The organism is Vogesella mureinivorans (assembly GCF_007644035.1).
Lineage (GTDB): Bacteria > Pseudomonadota > Gammaproteobacteria > Burkholderiales > Chromobacteriaceae > Vogesella > Vogesella mureinivorans.
Genome location: NZ_VMTV02000577.1, coordinates 314,937 through 333,484, shown reverse-complemented (window position 1 = coordinate 333,484; position 18,548 = coordinate 314,937). Strand labels below are relative to the sequence as shown.

The window sequence follows — 18,548 nt, the reverse complement described above, 5'->3', positions numbered from 1 at the left end:
GGCAACCATCCCCCTCTAGCAGGGTGCTACGCGGACACTCAGCATGAACAGCCAATTTTTCCTTAGCGGCAGCAGCGTGCTGACCGCAGTATTTGCCATGGGGGGCGCCTGGCCACTGCTGGCGCTGTCGTTTCTGGTCATGATGATCGGCATCTGGCTGGCCGACCGCGAGCAGATCACCGCACAGGCGCCAGAGACGCTGGCCATGTTTGTGCAGGACGAGCGCCCGCTGCTGCCGCTGGATTACTTTCAGGGCCAGCAGCTGCTGTGGTACCAGGCCGGCACCCCGGTTTACCGCGTACTGCGAGCACACGACACCACGTGGGAGCTGGTCGGTAGCGAGGGCGAGGTGCCTTTCGAAAATGGCATGATCCGGGTGGTGCCCGGGCTGCTATACCGGCAACGCCCCGATAGCTGAACCTCGGTGGCCAGCGGCCACATTCAGCAGCACCATTAGTCAGCGTTTTAAAGATATGCATAGTGTCTTCTCATAATGAAGCCTGCATGCCCACACGGCAGCAGTGCCACATTACACAGGAGAGCGCCATGTTCGGACTGGAATTCAGCAAGGGCAGCCGGCAGCGGCTGGATGCCTTTATCTCTGCGGTAGAAAGCACCGTGGGCCACCCGCCGCCAACAGGCCTGGCCGACAGCAAAGAGCGCATCATCAGCGTACTGTCCATGCTGCAAGCCAAAATGGAAGCCTTGCAGCAGCTTGAGCAGGCCCTGAGCGAAGCACAACAAGACGCCGCCGCAGAAAAAGCCCGCAGCCTGACCGACCGGCAAAACCTGGCCGACCGGCTGGAGCTGATGCAACGCGCTACGGCAGATGGGCTGTGGGATATGGAAATCAACCCCGCGCAGCCCATTCACGAGCACTACCCGTTCTGGTGGTCACCGGCCTTCCGGCATTTGCTGGGCTTTGACTCGGAAAACGAATTCCCCAATACGCTGGGTAGCTGGTCCTCACGCCTGCACCCGGAGGACAAAGAGCGTACCCTGGGCGCCTTCAGCCGCCATCTGAACGACCACAGTGGTGCTACCCCCTACGACATAACCTACCGACTGAAGCTGAAAAACGGCAACTATCGCTGGTTTCGCGCCCGCGGTGAAACCAAGCGCGATGCGCAAGGCAAACCACTACGCGTAGCAGGCGCGCTCACCGACATTCAGGCCATGCGCGATCAGCAACAGGCGCTGCACACCACGCTCACACGGTTTGAGCTGGCAACCGAAATGCTGTCTGACGGGCTGTGGGACATGGAAGTCATTGCCGGCGACCCGGTCAATGCGGCCAACCCTTTCTGGTGGTCAAACCAGTTTCGCTACCTGCTGGGCTACCAGGATGAAAACGACTTCCCCAATGTGCTGGACAGCTGGGCCTCCCGCCTGCACCCGGAAGACCGCGACCGCGTCGTCACCGCGTTCAAGGCCCATCTGATCGACCGCAGCGGCCACACACCTTATGACATCACCTATCGGCTGATGCTGAAAAGCGGGGAATACCGCTGGTTTCGCGCCAAAGGCCAGACCAGGCGCGCGGCAGACGGCACGCCGCTGCGCGTGGTGGGCGCACTGACCGATATCGACGCCAGCAAAACCCAGGAACAGCTCAGGCAACGCGAGCTGACACACCAGCGGCGCATGACCGAGAACTACCAGAAAGTCGCCAGCCTGGTCGGCATCATCCGCGAGATATCCGAGCAAACCAACCTGCTGGCACTGAACGCTGCCATCGAGGCCGCCCGCGTGGGCGAAGCCGGGCGCGGCTTTGCCGTAGTAGCAGACGAGGTACGCAAACTGGCCGAGCGTACCCAGCAAGCCACCAGCCATATTGCCGAGCTATCCATCGGCACACTGACCAGCGAGGTGCCCGCCACCAACACGGTCTAAGCATTTGCCCAGCCCGGTCATGCAGCCTGAAGGCACAAGCTCGCTCCGCAGCGAGAGGTATTGTGGCTAGCCAAACAGCACCAGGCCCCAAACCAGCGCCAGGTTCACCAGGCCCAGCAGCTGGGCAGCGCTGCCCATATCCTTGGCGCGCTTGGCTAGCGGGTGGCGCTCCAGCGAGGTGTGATCCACCGCCGCTTCAATTGCCGAATTGAATAGCTCGATAATCAGCGTTGCCAGCGAGCTGGCCACCAGCAGTGCGCGCGCCAGCGGCGTGGCCGGCACCACAAACAAGGCCAGTGGAATCAGCACGATGGCCAGCAAGGTCAGCTGCCGGAAAGCATCTTCGTGCCGGTAGGCGGCACGCAAACCGTCCAGCGAGTAGCCAAAAGCATTGATCAGGCGTTTTACGCCGGTTTTTCCCTTGAACGGGCTTTCCTGGTGCGGACTCATGATCATCCTGTGTGATGAATACGGGTAGGTTGCAGCGGCCACTGCAGCCGCTTATCAAAAGCCTGCGGCAGCCAGGCTTCGCCGCGTGAATCGATTAACAGCCAGCCTGCCAGACCAAAACGGCTGGCGTAGCCTGCCGCAGCCGCCGGGCCTGCAAAATACAGCGGTTTGGAGGCCACATCGGACAGCAAACCAGCATGCGGCCCCGCGCGGCTTAATACGGACACGGATTGTACTTGGCAGCGGCTTTGCGCATCGCGCGGGTCGATCAGGTGGCAATAGCGCCTGCCCTGCAGCTGGAAAAAGCGCTGGTAGTCGCCCGAGGTACCCACCGCCTCGCCGTCGGCCAGTGCCAGCGTGGCCATGGCATCTGCCTGGCGCGGGTGGCGCAAGCCTACCCGCCACGGCTCGCCACCGGGCTTGCTCCCCAGCGCAATGATGTTACCGCCGATATTTAACAATGCCGAGCTGATGCCAGCCTTAAGCAGCATGGCCCGGCTACGGTCCAGCGCCCAGCCTTTGGCCATGCCGCCAAAGTCCAGCTGTACTGCCGGGTTACGGCTGAGCCAGCGGCCATCCGGCTGGCGCAGCAGGTCTGCCATGCGTGGCCGTGCGCTAGCCAGATCAGACAACACCTGCGCCGCTGGCAGACGGGCAGCGTACTGGTCGGCATGAAAGCCCCAGGCAGCCACCATGGCGCCAATGGCGGGCGAGAACAGCTGCCCGCTTTGTTGTTCCAGCTGCTGGCCTAGCGTAATCAGCTCGTCTAGCTCGGGCGATGCCTTGAACGGCTCGCCGGCGGCGATGGCCTGGTTGGCCGCATGCACCTCCCCCGCCGCCTGCCAGGCGTGCAGGCGCTGGTGCAGCTGGTCCAGATCGCCTAGCACCTGCGCCATGGCCGCTTGTGCCTTGGTGTGGTCGGCATCGTAAACAGTCAGCACCACGCGGGTGCCAAACACAAAGCTTTCCTGCTGCCAGGCTTCCGGCTGCGGGCTGCAGCCAGCCAGCGCAGAAACGACAAAGGCGGCCGTAGCCGCCCATCGCCAACACCCGTGGCGCATCAGGCCACGTGGCCGGAGGCACGCTCCAGCGCATCGATAAACAACGCTGCCACGTTAATGCCCGCCTGATCCATGATCTCGCGGAAGCATGTCGGGCTGGTGACATTTACCTCGGTAAGATAGTTGCCAATCACGTCCAGGCCCGCCAGCAAAATACCGCGCCGCTTGAGCTCGGGTGCCAGCGCTGCGACGATTTCCCGGTCGCGCTCGGTCAGTGGGCGGGCTTCGCCACGGCCACCGGCTGCCAGGTTGCCACGGGTTTCGCCCCCCTGCGGAATACGCGCCAGGCAGTAGTCCACCGGTACGCCGTCAATCACCAGTACGCGCTTGTCGCCTTCGCGGATTTCCGGAATGTAACGCTGCGCCATCACGGTTTGTGTACCGTGCTGGCTTACGGTTTCAATGATCACGTTCAGGTTCGGGTCGTCTGGCGTCACGCGGAAAATACCGCTGCCACCCATGCCGTCCAACGGTTTGAGAATGGCGTCCTGATGCTGGCGCACAAAGCGTTTCAGCCGGTCCGGGCGCGAGGTCACCATGGTGGGCGCGGTTTGCTCGGGGAAATTCAGGATTGCCAGTTTTTCGTTAAAGTCACGCAGCGCCTGGCCCTTATTGAAGACGCGGGCGCCTTCTGCCTCGGCCAGCGTCAAGAGCTGGGTGGCGTACAGGTATTCCAGGTCAAACGGCGGGTCTTTACGCATCACCACCGCCGTAAACCCCTGCAATGGCATGCGCTGGCTGTTGCCTTTCTTGAACCACTCCTTGCCACCCAGGCCGGTAAACGTTACCGGGCGGGCTTCGGTCAGAATGCGGCCGCCCTCGACATACAGCTCGCCTGCCTCGCAAAACCAGATGGCGTGATTGCGCGCATGCGCCTCTTCCATCATGGCGTAGGTGGTGTCCTTGTGGATCTTGAAGCTTTCCAGCGGGTCGGCAATAAACAGTATCTGCATAGCTTTGCTCTCAAGGTTGGCCGCAGCGGGCGCTTATTCGGCGTCCGGGTCGGTGGCTTCCAGCTCGCGTGAGGCGGCCAGCAGCGCCAGGCGCGCGACCACACCGTAGGCGTAGAAGCGGTTTGGCGGGGCATCGGGGCCGACTTTATGGTCTGGCAGGCAGGCCGTCTCGAACGACAGCGGGACAAAGTGCATGCCCGGGGCGTTCAGGTTTTCGTCTACACCACGGCCGGTATGTACGCGGTAGAAGCCGCCGATCACATAGCGGTCCATCATGTACACCACAGGCTCGGCCACGGCATCGTTGATGGATTCGAAGGTGTGCACGCCTTCCTGCACGATCACCTCGCTCACTTCCAGGCCTTCTTTTACCACCGACATCTTGTTGCGCGCTTTGCGGTTCAGGCCAATCACCTCTTCCGGCGACTTCACGCTCATCACGCCCATGCCGTAGGTACCGGCATCGGCTTTCACAATCACGTACGGGTCGTGGGTAATGCCGTATTCGCGATACTTGATGCGGATCTTGTCCAGCATCTGCGCCACGTGCTCGGCCAGCGCGTCTTCCCCCTGGCGGGTGTGAAAGTCCAGGCCGCCGGCGGCGCTGAAATAGGGGTTGATCAGCCAGGGGTCGATGGAGATCAGCTGCGAAAAGTCGGTGGCTACCTTGTCGTAAGCAGCAAAGTGGTTGGTCTTGCGGCGCACGGCCCAGCCGGCGTGCAGCGGCGGCATCAGGTTTTGCTCGATACCAGCCAGCACGTCAGGCAGGCCGGCAGACAGGTCGTTGTTGAGCAGGACGATACACGGGCTGAAGCCGTCGGCCAGCACCACGCGGCTACCGCGGCGCTGCAGCGGCTCTACGGTGACCACGGCACCGTTGGCCGCCGTCAGGGCGGTAGGCTCTGTAATCTCCGGGTTCAGCGTACCCAGGCGCACTTTCAGCCCGGCTTGTTCGAAGATATGCACCAGCGCCGCCACGTTCTGCAGGTAGAAGGTGTTACGGGTATGGTTTTCCGGGATCAGCAGAATGCTCTTGGCTTTGGGGCAGACGCGGTCTACCGCGCTTTGTGCTGCCTGCACGGCCAAGGGCAGAAATTCGGGGTTCAGGTTGTTATGGCCACCCGGGTACAGGTTCATGTCCACCGGTGCCAGTTTGAAACCGCTGTTGCGCAAGTCTACCGAGCCATAAAACGGGGCAGCGTGGTTGTGCCACTGGCTACGGAACCAGTGTTCGATATGTGGCTGGGCTAGCAGAATGCGGCTTTCCAGCTCTAGTAAAGGGCCGGTCAAAGCGGTGGTCAAATGCGGTACGGTCATGGTGCCCTTTCTGCGGGGAAAGCGGTAATGGGTGCATGGTGGGGCCGCCGCGCGGCTTATTCAACCCCGTTATCACTTTGTGACGCTTTGCCACAAAAAGAAAATGGCCATGCATCATGCTGGATTTTTTCAGGCAAGCGGTGCCGACTCAGCCAACAGCCACCCAAACTATTGATTTTTAAAGACAACAAAGCCGATGACAACGCGAGCGCAGGCGTCACAATGCATAAGGCACGCCAAAGCGTGCCTTATTGAACAGTGTGTACAACACCTACGATATTTCTTACAGCGGCCAAGGGTCGCCGTAGGCCTGCTGGTACAGCGACTTCAGCTTGTCCCAGTCAAAGAAATGGTTCTGCGGGCCATGGCTGGTGACTTTGATGGCGCCCAGCACATTGGCCAGGCGGCCGGTGATCTTCCAGTCGTAGCCGTGCTTGATACCGTATAGCAGGCCGGCGCGGAAGGCATCGCCACAGCCCATCGGGTCGACCGGCTTGATGGGCATCTGTACGCGCGGAATCAGGTGGATGGTGTCGTCCACGTAGATTTCGGCACCTTTGGAGCCGCGGGTCACGATCAAGGCTTTGACCTTGTCTTTCAGCACCTCTACCGGCAAGCCGGCGCGCTCGCGCATCAGCTCGCTTTCGTAGTCGTTAATGGCTACATAGGTTGCCAGCTCCACGATTTCATTCAGCTCGTCACGCGACAGCAGCGGCAGCTCCTGGCCCGGGTCGAAAATGAACGGAATACCGGCGGCGTGCAGCTCGCGGGTGTGCTGCAAAAAGGCGGCGTGCCCACCTGGCGACACGATGGCCACCTGTACCGGCTCGGGTACGTCCGCGATATGGTTCACGGTAGCGTGGTCCATGGAGCCGGGGTGAAAGGCCATCAGCTGGTTGCCATCCTTGTCGGCAATACCAAAGCATTGCGACGTATACTGCCCGCGAATGGTGCGGATAAAGCGGTCATCCACGCCTGCGCGCTTGAGATGCTGGCGATAAGGCTCGAAGTCCTCACCCACGGCACCCATCACCAGCGGCTTCTCGCCCAGCAGGCACAGGCTGTAGGCAATATTGCCTGCCGGGCCGCCAAACTCGCGGCGCATGGTGGGCACCTTGAACGTGGTGGAGATCTTGTGCAGCTGATCGGGCAGGATATGGTTATCGAAGCGATCTTCGAAATTGAACAGGGTGTCGTAGGCCAGCGCCCCGCAAACGAGAATAGACATGACTCGCGCGCAAACAAAAAAGTAATCGGCGAGTTTATCATGAACGTTTGTTTAAAGGCAGCGCCGAACTGCGGCCAACTTGCAGATATCTAACAACTTTTCACTATCAAAATGGAATAAAAATGCACAACATCACCACGCTGCTACGCCACGGCCTGCTGCTGATTGCACTGGGTTTTAGCCTGCCTGCGCAGGCTGCCGGGCCACTGGACAAGGCCAAGCTAACGCTGGTGAGTGGCCAGGCTGCCGCGTTTGCCCCTTTTCAGGGGCGGGTGACCGTGGTGAACTTCTGGGCGACCTGGTGCGCGCCGTGCCGCCATGAAATGCCCATGCTGTCGGCACTGTCGGTCAAGCTGGCGCCCAAGGGCATCAAGACGGTAGGCATTGCGCTGGACCAGCCGGAGCAGGTGCAGGCTTTTCTGAAACAGACCCCGGTGAGCTACCCCATCCTGATGAGCGATGGTGACGGTATTGGCCTCATGCGCGAGCTGGGCAACAAGAGTGGCGGCCTGCCTTATACGGTGATCCTGAATGCCCAGGGCAAGCCGGTTAAGCAGCTGCTGGGCATTATCGACGAGAAAACACTCAGCAAGACACTAGCCGGCCTATAAGGGCAGGCTGTACTTGTCTTCACGCAGCTGGGGCATGCCCGATAGCAGGGTATGCACCGCCTGCTCGTGCTGCTGGCGCAGGGTAAGAAGCACGGGAATATGCTGCTGGATCGCTTCATCGTCGCCCAGCTGGCAGGCCTGCCAGAGCTGCTGGCAATGCAGCATCAGCGCAGACTGCAGCTGGCCCAGCTGGGCAAAGCTGGCGTGGCCACCGTAGCGCATCTGGCCGTCGGTACCGTACCAGCGCAAGAAGCGCTCGCTAACATCGTCCACCCAGCTGCCCGCCACGCCCGGCTCCTGCGCCAAGGACAGCAGGCGCGACAAAGCGCTGCGCAGGTTCAGCTCCAGGCCAAACAGGAAGATGTCTTCCTGCGACCAGCGCTTGCGCGCCGCCAGCCATTCTTGCGGGCTATGCCAGCTACGGCACCAGGCCACCACCTCGCCAGCCGGCATGGGTTTGGCTATGCCATAGCCCTGTGCCACATCACACCCCAGGTGCAGTAGCAGGCTGCCATGCTCGACGGTTTCTACCCCTTCGGCGACCAGCTCGCGGTTGAAGGCTTCGGACAGGCCGATAATGCCCTGCACAATGGCCAGGTCGTCGCTGCTTTCGTGCATGCCACGAATAAACGACTGGTCAATCTTGAGTTTGTCCGCCGGCAGGCGTTTCAGATACAGCAGAGACGAGTAGCCGGTACCGAAGTCATCCAGCGAGAAACGCACCCCCAGCCCCTGACAGGTTTGCATCAGGCGGCCAACGTGTTCTACATCAGACAGCGCGGTGCTTTCCAGTACCTCGATTTCCAGCATGCCACGTGGCACATCCGGGTGGGCATCCAGCAAGCCGGCCAGGCGGGCGGCAAAATCAGACTGCTGCAGGTGGTGGGCGGAAATATTCACACTGACCGACAGTACCCGCCCTTCGCCACGCCACTGCGCCATCTGTTGTAGTGCGGTGGCGATCACCCACTCGCCCAGGCGGATATCCAGGTGGCTGTCTTCCGCCTCGGGCAGAAACGCGCCGGGGGCCAGGACACCGCGCTGCGGGTGGTGCCAGCGCATCAAGGCTTCCATGCCCACGATCTGGCCGTCGCGCATATTGACCTTGGGCTGGTAATACAGCTGCAGCTCGCCCTGTACCAGTGCCTGCTCCAGCCGCTGCAGGCTTTGCAGGCGGCTACGGCTCAGGCGGTCGTGCTCGGCATCAAAAATCTGGTAGCCATTGCGCCCCAGGTCCTTGGCTTTGTACATGGCCTGGTCGGCATGGCGCAGCAGGGTATCGGCGTCCTGCTCGTCTTGCGGGTACAAGGTAACGCCGATACTGGCGGAAACTTGTATCTGGATATCGCCGATATCGCAGGGCTGAGCGACGGTGTCCAGTATCTGGTGCAGGGTCTGATGGCAGGCGGCGATATCGGGCAGGCCGGATAACAGCAGGGCGAATTCATCGCCGCCCAGCCGTGCCACCGTGTCGCCACCGTGCATGGTCTGCTGCAGACGGTCGGCAATCTTGATCAGCAGCTGATCACCCACATCATGGCCGTAGCGGTCGTTAACGCGTTTGAAACCGTCCAGGTCCATAAAGCAGATCGCCAGCCATTGGCCACTACGGCTGGCCTGGGCAATGGCCACCCGCATACGGTCGCCTAGCAACACGCGGTTGGGTAGCTGGGTAAGCGGGTCGTGGTGGGCCATGCGGTCCAGCCGGGCTTCCTGCTCTTTCATCACCGTGATATCGGCAAACACGGCAATGTAGTGGCGTACCAGGCCCTGCTGGTCGTAAATGATGGAAATCGATAGCAGCACGGGGTAGAGGCTGCCGTCCTTGCGCCGGTTCCACACCTCGCCCTGCCAATGGCCTTTCTGGCTGAGGGTGATACGGATGGACTGGTAAAAATCGTCGTCATGCCGGCCAGAATAAAAGTGGCTGGGCATTTGCCCGACCACTTCGTCCCGCTCGAAACCACTGATCTCGCACAGCGCACGGTTCACATCCACCACCCTGCCGCTGGCATCGGCAATCACAATGCCTTCACGCGAGTGCTTGAATACCCCCGCCAGTAACTGCAATCTGCCTTCGACCCGGCGCAGGTCGGAAATATCGTTCCAGGCGCCGATAATGCCGGCGATCTGGCCCAGATCGTCGTAGAACACATCCTTGGAAAAAATCACATGGCGCTGCAGGCCGTGCTGGTCGGTCAGCAAGCCGGCATACTCTTGATGCCCCAGGCCCGCGTTGAGCGCCTCATCGTGCCGCATGTGCAATGCGGCCAACTCGGCAGGCCATAGCTCGGCCGCCACCTTGCCACGGATATCACGCCGGCTCAGGCCGGTAACACGGGCAAAGGCATCGTTACAGCCCATGTAGCGGCCTTGCGCATCTTTGTAAAACACGGGCATCGGCATGGCTAGCAGCAGCATGTCGGTGAAGCGCTGGCTCTTGGCCCACTTTTCGTCAGCCGACTGTACCGCCGCGGCCATACGGTTAAAGGCCAAGCCCAGGCGGCCAACTTCGTCTACCCCATCTTCCGGCGCCCGTACCGACAAAGTGCCATGGCCAAGCGACTCGGCTGCCTGGGTCAGACGCTTTAGCCGCCGCACAATCCACAACGTTACCAATACCATCCACACGGTGGCCAGCAGGCCCGCTACCACCACCATCGGCGCAGTACGCTGGATGAAGTTCAGGAAAATCTGCCGCGCCTCTGCCACGCGCAGACCTAGCTGTACATCGCCTTGCGTCAGCGGGAAGCGGGTATCAAACAAGGGGTCGTTGCTGCCGGCAATATCGCTGTCGGGCGTAAAGCGCTGTATCTGTATGCCGCTGCGGGCCATGACCTTGCCGGCACCATCACGCACCACCAGGTAGGCCAGGTCGCTGGAGCGGGTCAGCTCGTCGGTGATTTCCTGCAGCGTGCTGTAGTCACGCTCCAGCATGGGCGCCACCAGTGCGGCGCGCAGCTCTACCTGCAGGCTGCCCAGGCGCACACGCGTTTGCTCCACCGCCATTTCGCGCATCATGTGCACACTCTGCCAGGCAATAATGCCAAACAGCAGCAGCTGCACCACAAACAAGGCCGGAATGATGATCCAGGTTAGCGAACGCGGCCGCAGGTCAATGGCCATTATTTCAGCATCACCTTCAAATCCTGGACATACGGGTCCAGCGCCTTCATATCTGCAGCGGAGATCTCTTTCAGGCCGCCATGCCCCAGTTCTTTGCTGAAAGCCTGGCCTTCTGCCGTGTGGTTGGCAAACTGGAGAAGCTGGCGACGCAGGCTGTCGATACGGCTGCTACCTAGCCGCTTGTTGGCCAGATACAGCAATGGCGTGGTCTGCGGCAGCCGCTTCATGATGCGCACCCGTACCGTGGTACCGGGGTGCAGCTGGCGCAAGGCGGTAACAGAAATAATGGCAGCGGCGGATTCGCCGTTGAGCAGCGCCTGCACCGAGTTGGCATGGCTGCCGGCCGGGCGGATGGTGATATCTTTGCCGGGGGTCAGGCCGTTCTGGATAAGGTAACGCTGTGCGGCCAAGGTCAGGTTGGCCAGCTTGTCGCTGGTGGAAACTACCTTGCCACGCAGGGCTTCCAGCGAATTTACGCCATCCTTGCGGGTCACCAGCAGGGGCTCGAGATTGGTTTGCGGGCGGGCCAGCGGCTCGTAGCCTTGCTCTAGCTGCGCCAGGCGGCCGAAGTATGGCGACGTGGCAATGACGTCGTAGCGGCCCTGGGCAGTACGTTCGAGATAGCTTTGGTAGTCTGGTGCCGACTCGATCACCACCGGCACACCCAAAGCACCTTGTAGCTGTGTGCGCATGGGCTCGTACAGTTCGGCCAGCTTGCGTGCCGACAAGTACGGCACCACACCTAGCACCAGCATATCCGCCGCTTGCGCCAAGGGGGTCAGGCAGCAAGCAGTCAGGCATAGCAGCAGGAATTTTTTGGCCATCCTGGCATTCCTTTATCGTTATTTTGGCAATTCACTCGTCGCGCGGACAGTAAACACCTCAGACCCGACTTTAAAGTCAAGCGCCTGATGCTTAACAATGTACCGTCAACACACGCGAGCAATCTAGCATTTCAATAAATATGAATTTTTGATTTGGCTAAATTCTATCGGTAATTGCTTCTTTTATGGCAAAAATGCCGCAACCCGACATTTTAAAATGCCAAAAGAATATAACAATGCAATAAAAAAAGACTGCCAGGCACGCTGGCAGTCTTTAGCACTTCATAAAATGTTGTTCACCCAACCCGCGTATGGCAGCCAGCCATACGCTTGTTCAGTAAATCAGATGCTGGCAGCCAGCCTGGCGCCCTGGTCGATGGCACGCTTGGCATCCAGCTCGGCAGCGACATCGGCACCGCCAATCAGGTGTACCGGCTTGCCGGCATCCAGCAACGGCTGCTGCAGCTCGCGCAGCGGGTCTTGCCCGGCGCAGATCACCACATTATCCACCGCCAGCACTTGTGGCTCGCCCTTGATGGTAACGTGCAGGCCGGCATCGTCGATCTTGTCGTAGGTGACACCCGGGATCATGGTGACGTTTTTCATCTGCAGGCTGGCGCGATGGATCCAGCCGGTGGTCTTGCCCAGGCCTTCGCCCACCTTGCTGCTCTTGCGTTGCAGCAGGTACACCTGGCGCGGGCTAGGATGCGGCTGCGGGCCGCTGGCCGCCAGGCCGCCTGCCGTCGTTACCGCCATGTCTACCCCCCACTCTTTCATGAAGGCGGCGGTATCCAGCGAGGGCGACTTGCCTTCGTGTGTCAGGTATTCGGACACATCAAAGCCGATACCACCCGCACCGATGACCGCCACGCTGCGGCCAACCTGTTTGCCAAACTTGAGCACGTCCAGGTAGCTGAGCACTTTCGGGTGGTCGATCCCCTCGATAGGTGGCTTGCGCGGCGCGATACCGGTAGCCAGTACCACCTCGTCAAACGCTGCCAGGTCTGCTGCCGCCACGCGGGTGTTCAGTTGCAGCGTTACGCCGGTCAGCTCGATACGGCGGGCAAAGTAGCGCAGCGTTTCGTAGAACTCTTCTTTGCCCGGTACTTTCTTGGCCACGTTGAACTGGCCGCCGATCTCGCTACCGGCATCGAACAGCGTCACGTCGTGGCCGCGTTCGGCAGCGATGGTGGCAAATGCCAGGCCCGCCGGGCCGGCGCCCACCACGGCCAATTTCTTCGGCGCGTCGGTCTTCACGTAGTTCAGCTCGGTTTCGCGGCAGGCACGCGGGTTCACCAGACAGCTGGTGAGCTTGCCCTGGAAGATATGGTCCAGGCAGGCCTGGTTACAGCCGATACAGGTGTTGATTTCGTCGGCACGGCCTTGCTCGGCTTTGATGACGAATTCCGGGTCGGCCAGGAAAGGGCGCGCCATGGACACCATATCGGCGCAGCCACTGGACAAGATATCTTCGGCCACTTCCGGCGTATTGATACGGTTGGTGGTGATCAGCGGAATACCTACCTTGCCCATCAGGCGCTTGGTGACCCAGGCAAAACCGCCGCGCGGTACGCTGGTGGCAATAGTAGGCACGCGGGCTTCGTGCCAGCCGATACCGGTATTGATGATGTTGGCGCCGGCTTTTTCCACCTCTGCGGCCAACTGTTCTACCTCGTCCCAGGTGCTGCCGTTATTCACCAGGTCCAGCATGGACAGGCGGTAAATGATGATGAATTCGCGGCCTACGGCCTCGCGCACGGCGCGCAGCACCGCTAGCGGGAAGCGGATGCGGTTCTCGAAGCTGCCGCCCCAGCCGTCGGTACGCTTGTTGGTATGCAGGGCGATGAACTGGTTCAGCAGATAGCCTTCGGAACCCATGACCTCTACCCCGTCGTAGCCCGCGTCCTGCGCCAGCTTGGCGCAGCGGGCAAAGTCGGCAATGGTGCGCTGGATGTCGTCCTCGGACATTTCACGCGGGCGGTAGAAGTTGATCGGCGCGCAAATCGGCGAGGCCGACACCAGGTTTTCCTGGAAGCTGTAACGGCCGGTGTGCAGGATCTGCATGGCGATCTTGCCGCCTGCGGCGTGCACGGCGTCGGTCACGATGCGGTGGTGCGGCACCTCGGCGGCGTCTGCCAGCATGGAAGCGCCCTCGGCCACACGGCCTTCTTCATTGGGGCCGACCCCGCCGGTGACGATCAGGCCTACCCCGCCGCGCGCGCGCTCGGCGTAGAAAGCCGCCATTTTCTCGAAGCCTTGCGGGGCCTCTTCCAGGCCGGTGTGCATGGACCCCATCAGCACGCGGTTTTTCAGCGTGGTAAAGCCCAGGTCCAGCGGTGCCAGCAGGTGCGGGTAAGCCGTCATGATGTTCATCCTCGTGTTGGTTGGTGCGGCAGCTCGGTTGGCCACCACAGCGCTGTCTTCGTTATAGGGGGTGCAGCATGAAAGCGAAGATACTTACTAGTTAGTAAGCTGTCAATTCGGCACCGCAGGCATACCGTAGACATACGACATTGCACCGTAAATCACCTAGAATGTAGCCAGGTTATTCATAAATTCAGGGAGAAAATCATGTGCCAATGCCCCACCCACGCGCAGCATGGCGCTGCGGCCAACCCTGGCCGCCGCCAGTTTGTGCAGCTTGCAGCCCTGGGCAGCGGTGCAGCCCTGCTGGGCAGCTTCCTGCCGCAAGCTGCCTACGCGGCCGGCGGCACCGATGCGCTGCTGCTGTCGTGCATGGACTACCGGCTGGTAGATGAAACTGAAGCCTTCATGGCCAGCCAAGGCATGAAGAACAAGTACGACCATATCGTGCTGGCCGGGGCGGCACTGGGGGCGATCACCAGCAAGTTCCCCGCCTGGAACCAGGCATTCTGGGAGCATCTGGACGTGGCCATCAGCCTGCACCATATCCACAAGGTGATCGTGCTAGACCACCGCGACTGTGGCGCCTACAAAGTGGTGCTGGGCGAAGACTTTGGCAAAATGCCGGAAAAAGAAACGCAGACCCATGCCGAAACCCTGATGACGCTACGCAAGCAGATTCTGGCTAAATACCCGCAGCTGGCGGTAGAAACCTACCTGATGGCGCTGGATGGCAGCGTGCAGCAAATCGTGGCCAAAAGCTGAACGCGCCACAACAACATGAAAAAAGCACCGTCTAACGCGACGGTGCTTTTTTTATTGGCGGTGCGGCTCAGGCCGTAATGCGGTTCAGCCAGGCCAGCAAATCGGCCTCCAGCTGGGCACGGTTGGTTTCATTGTGCATTTCGTGGCGCCCGCCCGGGTACACGGTAACGCTCACATCCTGCATGCCTGCTGCACGGTAGCGGCTGGCCAGCTGGCCCAGGCCAAACTTGCCCAGGCTTACCGGGTCGCGGCTGCCGGCCTGTAGCCACACCGGGCAGGCCTTGGGCAGCGCACGGCCATCGGCCTCGCCCAGCTCCAGCTCGATAATGCCGCCAAACAGGTCGATCCACAGCTGCGGCGTAGGGTGTTGGCCGCACAGCGGGTCGGCAATATAGGCATCCACCTGCGCCGGGTCGCGGCTTAGCCAGTCCAGCCGGGTGCGCGCGGGTAAAAACCCCAAGTTGAAACTGCCAAACACCAGCGCCGTCATGAAGGTGCTGGGCTCATTTGCGCCGCCCAGCCGGGCGGCCAGCCTGGCTACGCCGCGCATCACCCGCGACAGGTAGCGCTGGCGGTAGCCCGTGGCAGACAGCACCAGCCCGGACAAACGTTGGCCGTAGCGCAGCATGAAAGCCCGTGCAATAAAGCTACCCATGCTGTGGCCGTATAGCACCACCGGCCGCTCGTGCTGCTGCCGGGCGTAGTCCACCACCTCGCGCACATCATCCACCACCCGCTGCCAGCCGCCTTGCCCGGCAAACCAGCCAGGCACCGGCGCATGGTCGCCGTGGCCGCGGTGATCGTGTGCATACACCGCGTAGCCTGCCAGAACCAGCTTTTGTGCCAGCACCTGATAGCGCGCGCCGTGCTCACTCATGCCATGGCTGATCACCACTACCGCGCGTGGGTCGCCAGCGGGCAGCCAATAGCAACCGTGGATATCGGCACCATCACTGGCGGTCAAACGAAAGGTTTGCGTCATGTTTCCCCCTGATGTCGGGCAAGCTCACACTAGAACTTGTCTGCGCGTAGCACCCCTACATCCGAAACATACAGGATCAAACCATAATCCGGCAGATAGCTTTGCTCGCAGCGTAGCGCAATGGCCTCGGCCACCTGTGTATCGCATACCACATCGATACGGATATTGCGGTCAAAACTCCACGCCCCGCCCTGCACGCCATGCGCCCCGCCACCACGTGCATCCACCACGGTATAGCCGTGCGCCCCCAGACGCTGGATGTCTTTTACCAGCCGTGCTTCCAGTACCGACTCGGTCACAATGGTCAGCAGTTTTTTGCTATGAAATGGCATGGTATTTCCTTTCAGGCATACACCTGCTGTGCCAGCCACAGGTACAGCGGTATACCGAGCAACAGGTTAAACGGGAAGGTCACGCCCAGGCTGGCGGCCAGAGAAATGGCCGGGTTGGCCTCCGGCACGGCAATACGCATGGCCGCCGGGGCCGCAATATAGGAAGACGAAGCGCACAGGGTAGCCAGCAGCATGGCGCCCCCCACCGACAGCCCCATGGCCACCGCCGCCGCCATGCCAATGCCGGCAAACAGCAGCGGCATCAGCGTGGCCACCGCCACCACAAACAGCCCCTGGGTACGCAGGCCGGCCAGCTTGCCAGCCGTGAGCAAACCCATCTCCAGCAGAAACAGCGACAACACCGGCTTGAACATATCGATATAAAGCGGTGACAGGCTCTTGATGCCCTCCGCCCCGGCTATCCAGCCTATCAGCAAGCCGCCCATCAGCAGCACCATGCTCTTACCCAGGAATACCTCGTGTGCCAGACGGCCCCAGTTCACGCGTTTGTCGCCACCCATGCGCGCCAGCAGCACGCCCACCACCAGCGCCGGCATTTCCATTACCGCCAGAAACACGGTGAGCTGCGGCTCTGCCTCCACCCCCTGGCGTGACAGATAGGCACTGGCTACGGCAAAGGTCACCACACTCACCGAGCCATAATGCGCTGCGGTAGCCGCCGCATCCGCCCGGCCCAAGCGCCAGCGCAACACGGCAAACGCCAGCAGCGTGAGTGCCGCCCCCAGCACAATCACCGCCACCACCTGCCACAATACCGCGCTGCCAGAGAGCTTGGACAAGGCCACGCCACCCTTCAGGCCAATAGCAATCAGCAGAAATACCGACAGGGTCTCGTAGAGCGCAGGCGGGAGTTTGAGGTCGGACTTGGCCAGGGCTGCAAGCAAGCCCAGCACAAAGAAAAGCACAACAGGGTCTAGGGTCATCGGAACACCTTGCATGATGAAGAGGCCACATCATAACGCATACAAAAAATACGCCAACCCCATGAGAAATAGGCCTTTTCCGCCATGCGGCCAACCATGGGGCATAGTAGATCGTGCACGAGAAGGCTCAGGCGCGCAGCGGCGTGCTGTCGAAATCCGGGTTACGGCGCGAGGTCAGCACATGGTCGCGCCAGGCACCGTTCAGAAACAGATAATCCTTGGCCTCGCCCTCAATCGTAAAACCCAGCTTGGCGAGCAGGCGCGCACTGCGCTGGTTTTCCGGCTGATAGTTGGCCTGCACGCGGTGCAGGCCCAGGTCGCGGAAGGCAAACTGCACCACCGCCTCGACAGCCTCGCTCATCATCCCCTGCCCCTGGTAGGCATGGTCGATGTTGTAGCCCAGGTGGCAGGCCTGAAACACGCCGCGCACGATATTGCTCAGGGTAAGGGTGCCGATCACCTGCCCTGGCTGTTTATCGTGCATCACCAGAAACATGGCACCACGGCCCAGCTTGAAATCCTCGATACGTTCGCGCAGGCGCATGCCCCAGAACAGCTCGGTAAAGTACATATCGCCGTGGGTCGGGTCCCACGGGGCCAGGTGCTCGCGGTTGCGCAGCTGGTAGTCGCGAACGGCGCGGGCCCAGGCCGCTTCTGGCGGCAAAAGCTGTAAACGGGCGGTGCTGAGCGCGGGCTGGCTACGGGCCATATGAGCTACTCCCTTGGCAAGTTCGATAAAAACGCAAGTATGCCACCAGTGCGGCAGACGGGGATGAAAAAGCCCGCACAAGGCGGGCCGGGCAAGCGTCTGGCGTGGGCCAGGGCTTACTGTGCGGTCAGGCGCTCCAGCGCCTCACGGTATTTGGCTGCGGTTTTCTCGCGTACGTCCAGCGGTACAGCCGGGGCTGGCGGTGCCTTGTTCCAGCCGGAAGCTTCCAGCCAGTCGCGTACAAACTGCTTGTCGAACGACGGTGGCGTGGTGCCTTCAGCGTAGCTGTCGGCCGGCCAGAAACGGCTGGAATCCGGCGTCAGCGCTTCGTCCATCAGCACCAGGGTGCCGTCGGCATCCAGGCCGAACTCGAACTTGGTATCGCAAATGATAATGCCACGCTTGGCCGCAAAAGCCGCGGCGGTCTGGTACAGCATGATGGCAGTGTCACGCACCTTGGCCGCCAGCTCGGCACCCACGATGGCTTCGCACTGGGCAAAGGTAATGTTTTCGTCGTGGTCGCCTACTGCCGCCTTGGTGGACGGGGTAAAGATAGGCTCGGGCAGCTTGCTGGATTCCTGCAGGCCGGCCGGCAGGGCAATGCCGCACACGGTGCCGGACTTCTGGTATTCCTTCCAGCCGGAGCCGGCCAGGTAGCCGCGCACCACGGCTTCGATCATCACCGGCTTCAGGCGTTTGGCCACCACGGCACGGCCGGCGACCAGCGACAGCTCGGCAGCGGCAACCACGTCTTCTACCTGGTCACCGGTCAGGTGGTTGGGCACCACGTCTTTCAGGGTGTCGAACCAGAAATTGGAAATGGCGGTGAGGATCTGGCCCTTGCCTGGGATAGGGTCGTCCAGGATCACGTCGAAAGCGGACAGGCGATCGCTGGCCACCATCAGCATGCGCTGATCGTCGATCTCGTACAGGTCGCGTACTTTACCCGAGTAGATTTTTTTCAGGCTGGTCAGTTGGGTCATGAAACT

At 61.1% G+C, this 18,548-nt stretch carries 17 protein-coding genes; 4 read left to right on the top strand and 13 right to left on the bottom strand.

The genetic code is table 11. The features are described from left to right. Positions 1 to 43 precede the first annotated feature (43 nt). Together FLQ44_RS16245 and FLQ44_RS24635 are read left to right on the top strand one after the other, a co-directional pair. Positions 44 to 418: a hypothetical protein gene (locus tag FLQ44_RS16245; RefSeq protein WP_147695239.1), complete on the top strand. Its 375-nt coding sequence runs from the start codon at positions 44 to 46 to the stop codon at positions 416 to 418. Between the two features lie 128 nt (positions 419 to 546). Then, positions 547 to 1,893: a methyl-accepting chemotaxis protein gene (locus FLQ44_RS24635; protein WP_147695238.1), complete on the top strand. Its 1,347-nt coding sequence runs from the start codon at positions 547 to 549 to the stop codon at positions 1,891 to 1,893. A gap of 66 nt (positions 1,894 to 1,959) precedes the next feature. On the opposite strand, the gene FLQ44_RS16235 is transcribed toward FLQ44_RS24635, so the two are convergent. The 5 genes from FLQ44_RS16235 to FLQ44_RS16215 form a co-directional block, all read right to left on the bottom strand. Next, positions 1,960 to 2,343, bottom strand: a complete 384-nt coding sequence (locus FLQ44_RS16235; protein ID WP_147695237.1) for a diacylglycerol kinase — start codon at positions 2,341 to 2,343, stop codon at positions 1,960 to 1,962. 2 nt (positions 2,344 to 2,345) lie between these two features. After that, positions 2,346 to 3,404, bottom strand: a complete 1,059-nt coding sequence (locus FLQ44_RS16230) for an FAD:protein FMN transferase (protein ID WP_147695236.1) — start codon at positions 3,402 to 3,404, stop codon at positions 2,346 to 2,348. Continuing rightward, complete coding sequence (gene gshB / locus FLQ44_RS16225) at positions 3,404 to 4,357, bottom strand: glutathione synthase (protein WP_147695235.1); 954 nt, start codon at positions 4,355 to 4,357, stop codon at positions 3,404 to 3,406. Before gshB ends, FLQ44_RS16230 begins: the two co-directional genes overlap by 1 nt. A 33-nt stretch (positions 4,358 to 4,390) precedes the next feature. Then, the gene (gene gshA, locus FLQ44_RS16220) at positions 4,391 to 5,674 is read right to left on the bottom strand and encodes a glutamate--cysteine ligase (protein ID WP_147695234.1); all 1,284 of its coding nucleotides are present in this window, start codon (positions 5,672 to 5,674) and stop codon (positions 4,391 to 4,393) included. Between the two features lie 283 nt (positions 5,675 to 5,957). After that, the gene (locus FLQ44_RS16215) at positions 5,958 to 6,902 is read right to left on the bottom strand and encodes a carbohydrate kinase family protein (RefSeq protein WP_147686651.1); all 945 of its coding nucleotides are present in this window, start codon (positions 6,900 to 6,902) and stop codon (positions 5,958 to 5,960) included. Positions 6,903 to 7,024: 122 nt separating this feature from the next. On the opposite strand from FLQ44_RS16215, the gene FLQ44_RS16210 reads away from it, so the two are divergent. Continuing rightward, positions 7,025 to 7,513, top strand: a complete 489-nt coding sequence (locus tag FLQ44_RS16210; RefSeq protein WP_147695233.1) for a TlpA family protein disulfide reductase — start codon at positions 7,025 to 7,027, stop codon at positions 7,511 to 7,513. Here FLQ44_RS16210 and FLQ44_RS16205 read toward each other — a convergent pair. The 3 genes from FLQ44_RS16205 to FLQ44_RS16195 form a co-directional block, all read right to left on the bottom strand. Further along, a complete protein-coding gene (locus FLQ44_RS16205) occupies positions 7,508 to 10,639 on the bottom strand; it encodes an EAL domain-containing protein (protein WP_147695232.1) in 3,132 nt (1,043 codons plus the stop codon). The genes FLQ44_RS16210 and FLQ44_RS16205 overlap by 6 nt on opposite strands. Then, positions 10,639 to 11,463: a phosphate/phosphite/phosphonate ABC transporter substrate-binding protein gene (locus tag FLQ44_RS16200; RefSeq protein ID WP_147695231.1), complete on the bottom strand. Its 825-nt coding sequence runs from the start codon at positions 11,461 to 11,463 to the stop codon at positions 10,639 to 10,641. Before FLQ44_RS16200 ends, FLQ44_RS16205 begins: the two co-directional genes overlap by 1 nt. A gap of 342 nt (positions 11,464 to 11,805) precedes the next feature. Continuing rightward, positions 11,806 to 13,827: an NADPH-dependent 2,4-dienoyl-CoA reductase gene (locus FLQ44_RS16195; protein ID WP_147695230.1), complete on the bottom strand. Its 2,022-nt coding sequence runs from the start codon at positions 13,825 to 13,827 to the stop codon at positions 11,806 to 11,808. Between the two features lie 207 nt (positions 13,828 to 14,034). On the opposite strand from FLQ44_RS16195, the gene FLQ44_RS16190 reads away from it, so the two are divergent. Further along, positions 14,035 to 14,592 carry a carbonic anhydrase gene (locus FLQ44_RS16190; protein WP_147695229.1) on the top strand — a complete coding sequence of 186 codons (558 nt, stop codon included), beginning with the start codon at positions 14,035 to 14,037 and terminating at the stop codon, positions 14,590 to 14,592. Positions 14,593 to 14,659: 67 nt separating this feature from the next. On the opposite strand, the gene FLQ44_RS16185 is transcribed toward FLQ44_RS16190, so the two are convergent. The 5 genes from FLQ44_RS16185 to FLQ44_RS16165 all read right to left on the bottom strand — a co-directional run bounded on the left by FLQ44_RS16185 (position 14,660) and on the right by FLQ44_RS16165 (position 18,542). Next, positions 14,660 to 15,574, bottom strand: coding sequence for an alpha/beta fold hydrolase (locus FLQ44_RS16185; protein WP_147695228.1), 915 nt, complete (start codon positions 15,572 to 15,574; stop codon positions 14,660 to 14,662). 29 nt (positions 15,575 to 15,603) lie between these two features. Next, on the bottom strand, positions 15,604 to 15,906 hold the full coding sequence (locus FLQ44_RS16180; protein ID WP_147695227.1) for a P-II family nitrogen regulator: 303 nt from the start codon (positions 15,904 to 15,906) through the stop codon (positions 15,604 to 15,606). An 11-nt stretch (positions 15,907 to 15,917) separates the two neighbouring features. Further along, complete coding sequence (locus tag FLQ44_RS16175) at positions 15,918 to 16,850, bottom strand: sodium-dependent bicarbonate transport family permease (protein ID WP_147695226.1); 933 nt, start codon at positions 16,848 to 16,850, stop codon at positions 15,918 to 15,920. A 127-nt stretch (positions 16,851 to 16,977) separates the two neighbouring features. Beyond that, complete coding sequence (locus FLQ44_RS16170; protein WP_147695225.1) at positions 16,978 to 17,559, bottom strand: GNAT family N-acetyltransferase; 582 nt, start codon at positions 17,557 to 17,559, stop codon at positions 16,978 to 16,980. Between the two features lie 116 nt (positions 17,560 to 17,675). Next, positions 17,676 to 18,542: a phosphoribosylaminoimidazolesuccinocarboxamide synthase gene (locus tag FLQ44_RS16165; protein WP_147695224.1), complete on the bottom strand. Its 867-nt coding sequence runs from the start codon at positions 18,540 to 18,542 to the stop codon at positions 17,676 to 17,678. Between the last annotated feature and the right edge of the window lie 6 nt (positions 18,543 to 18,548).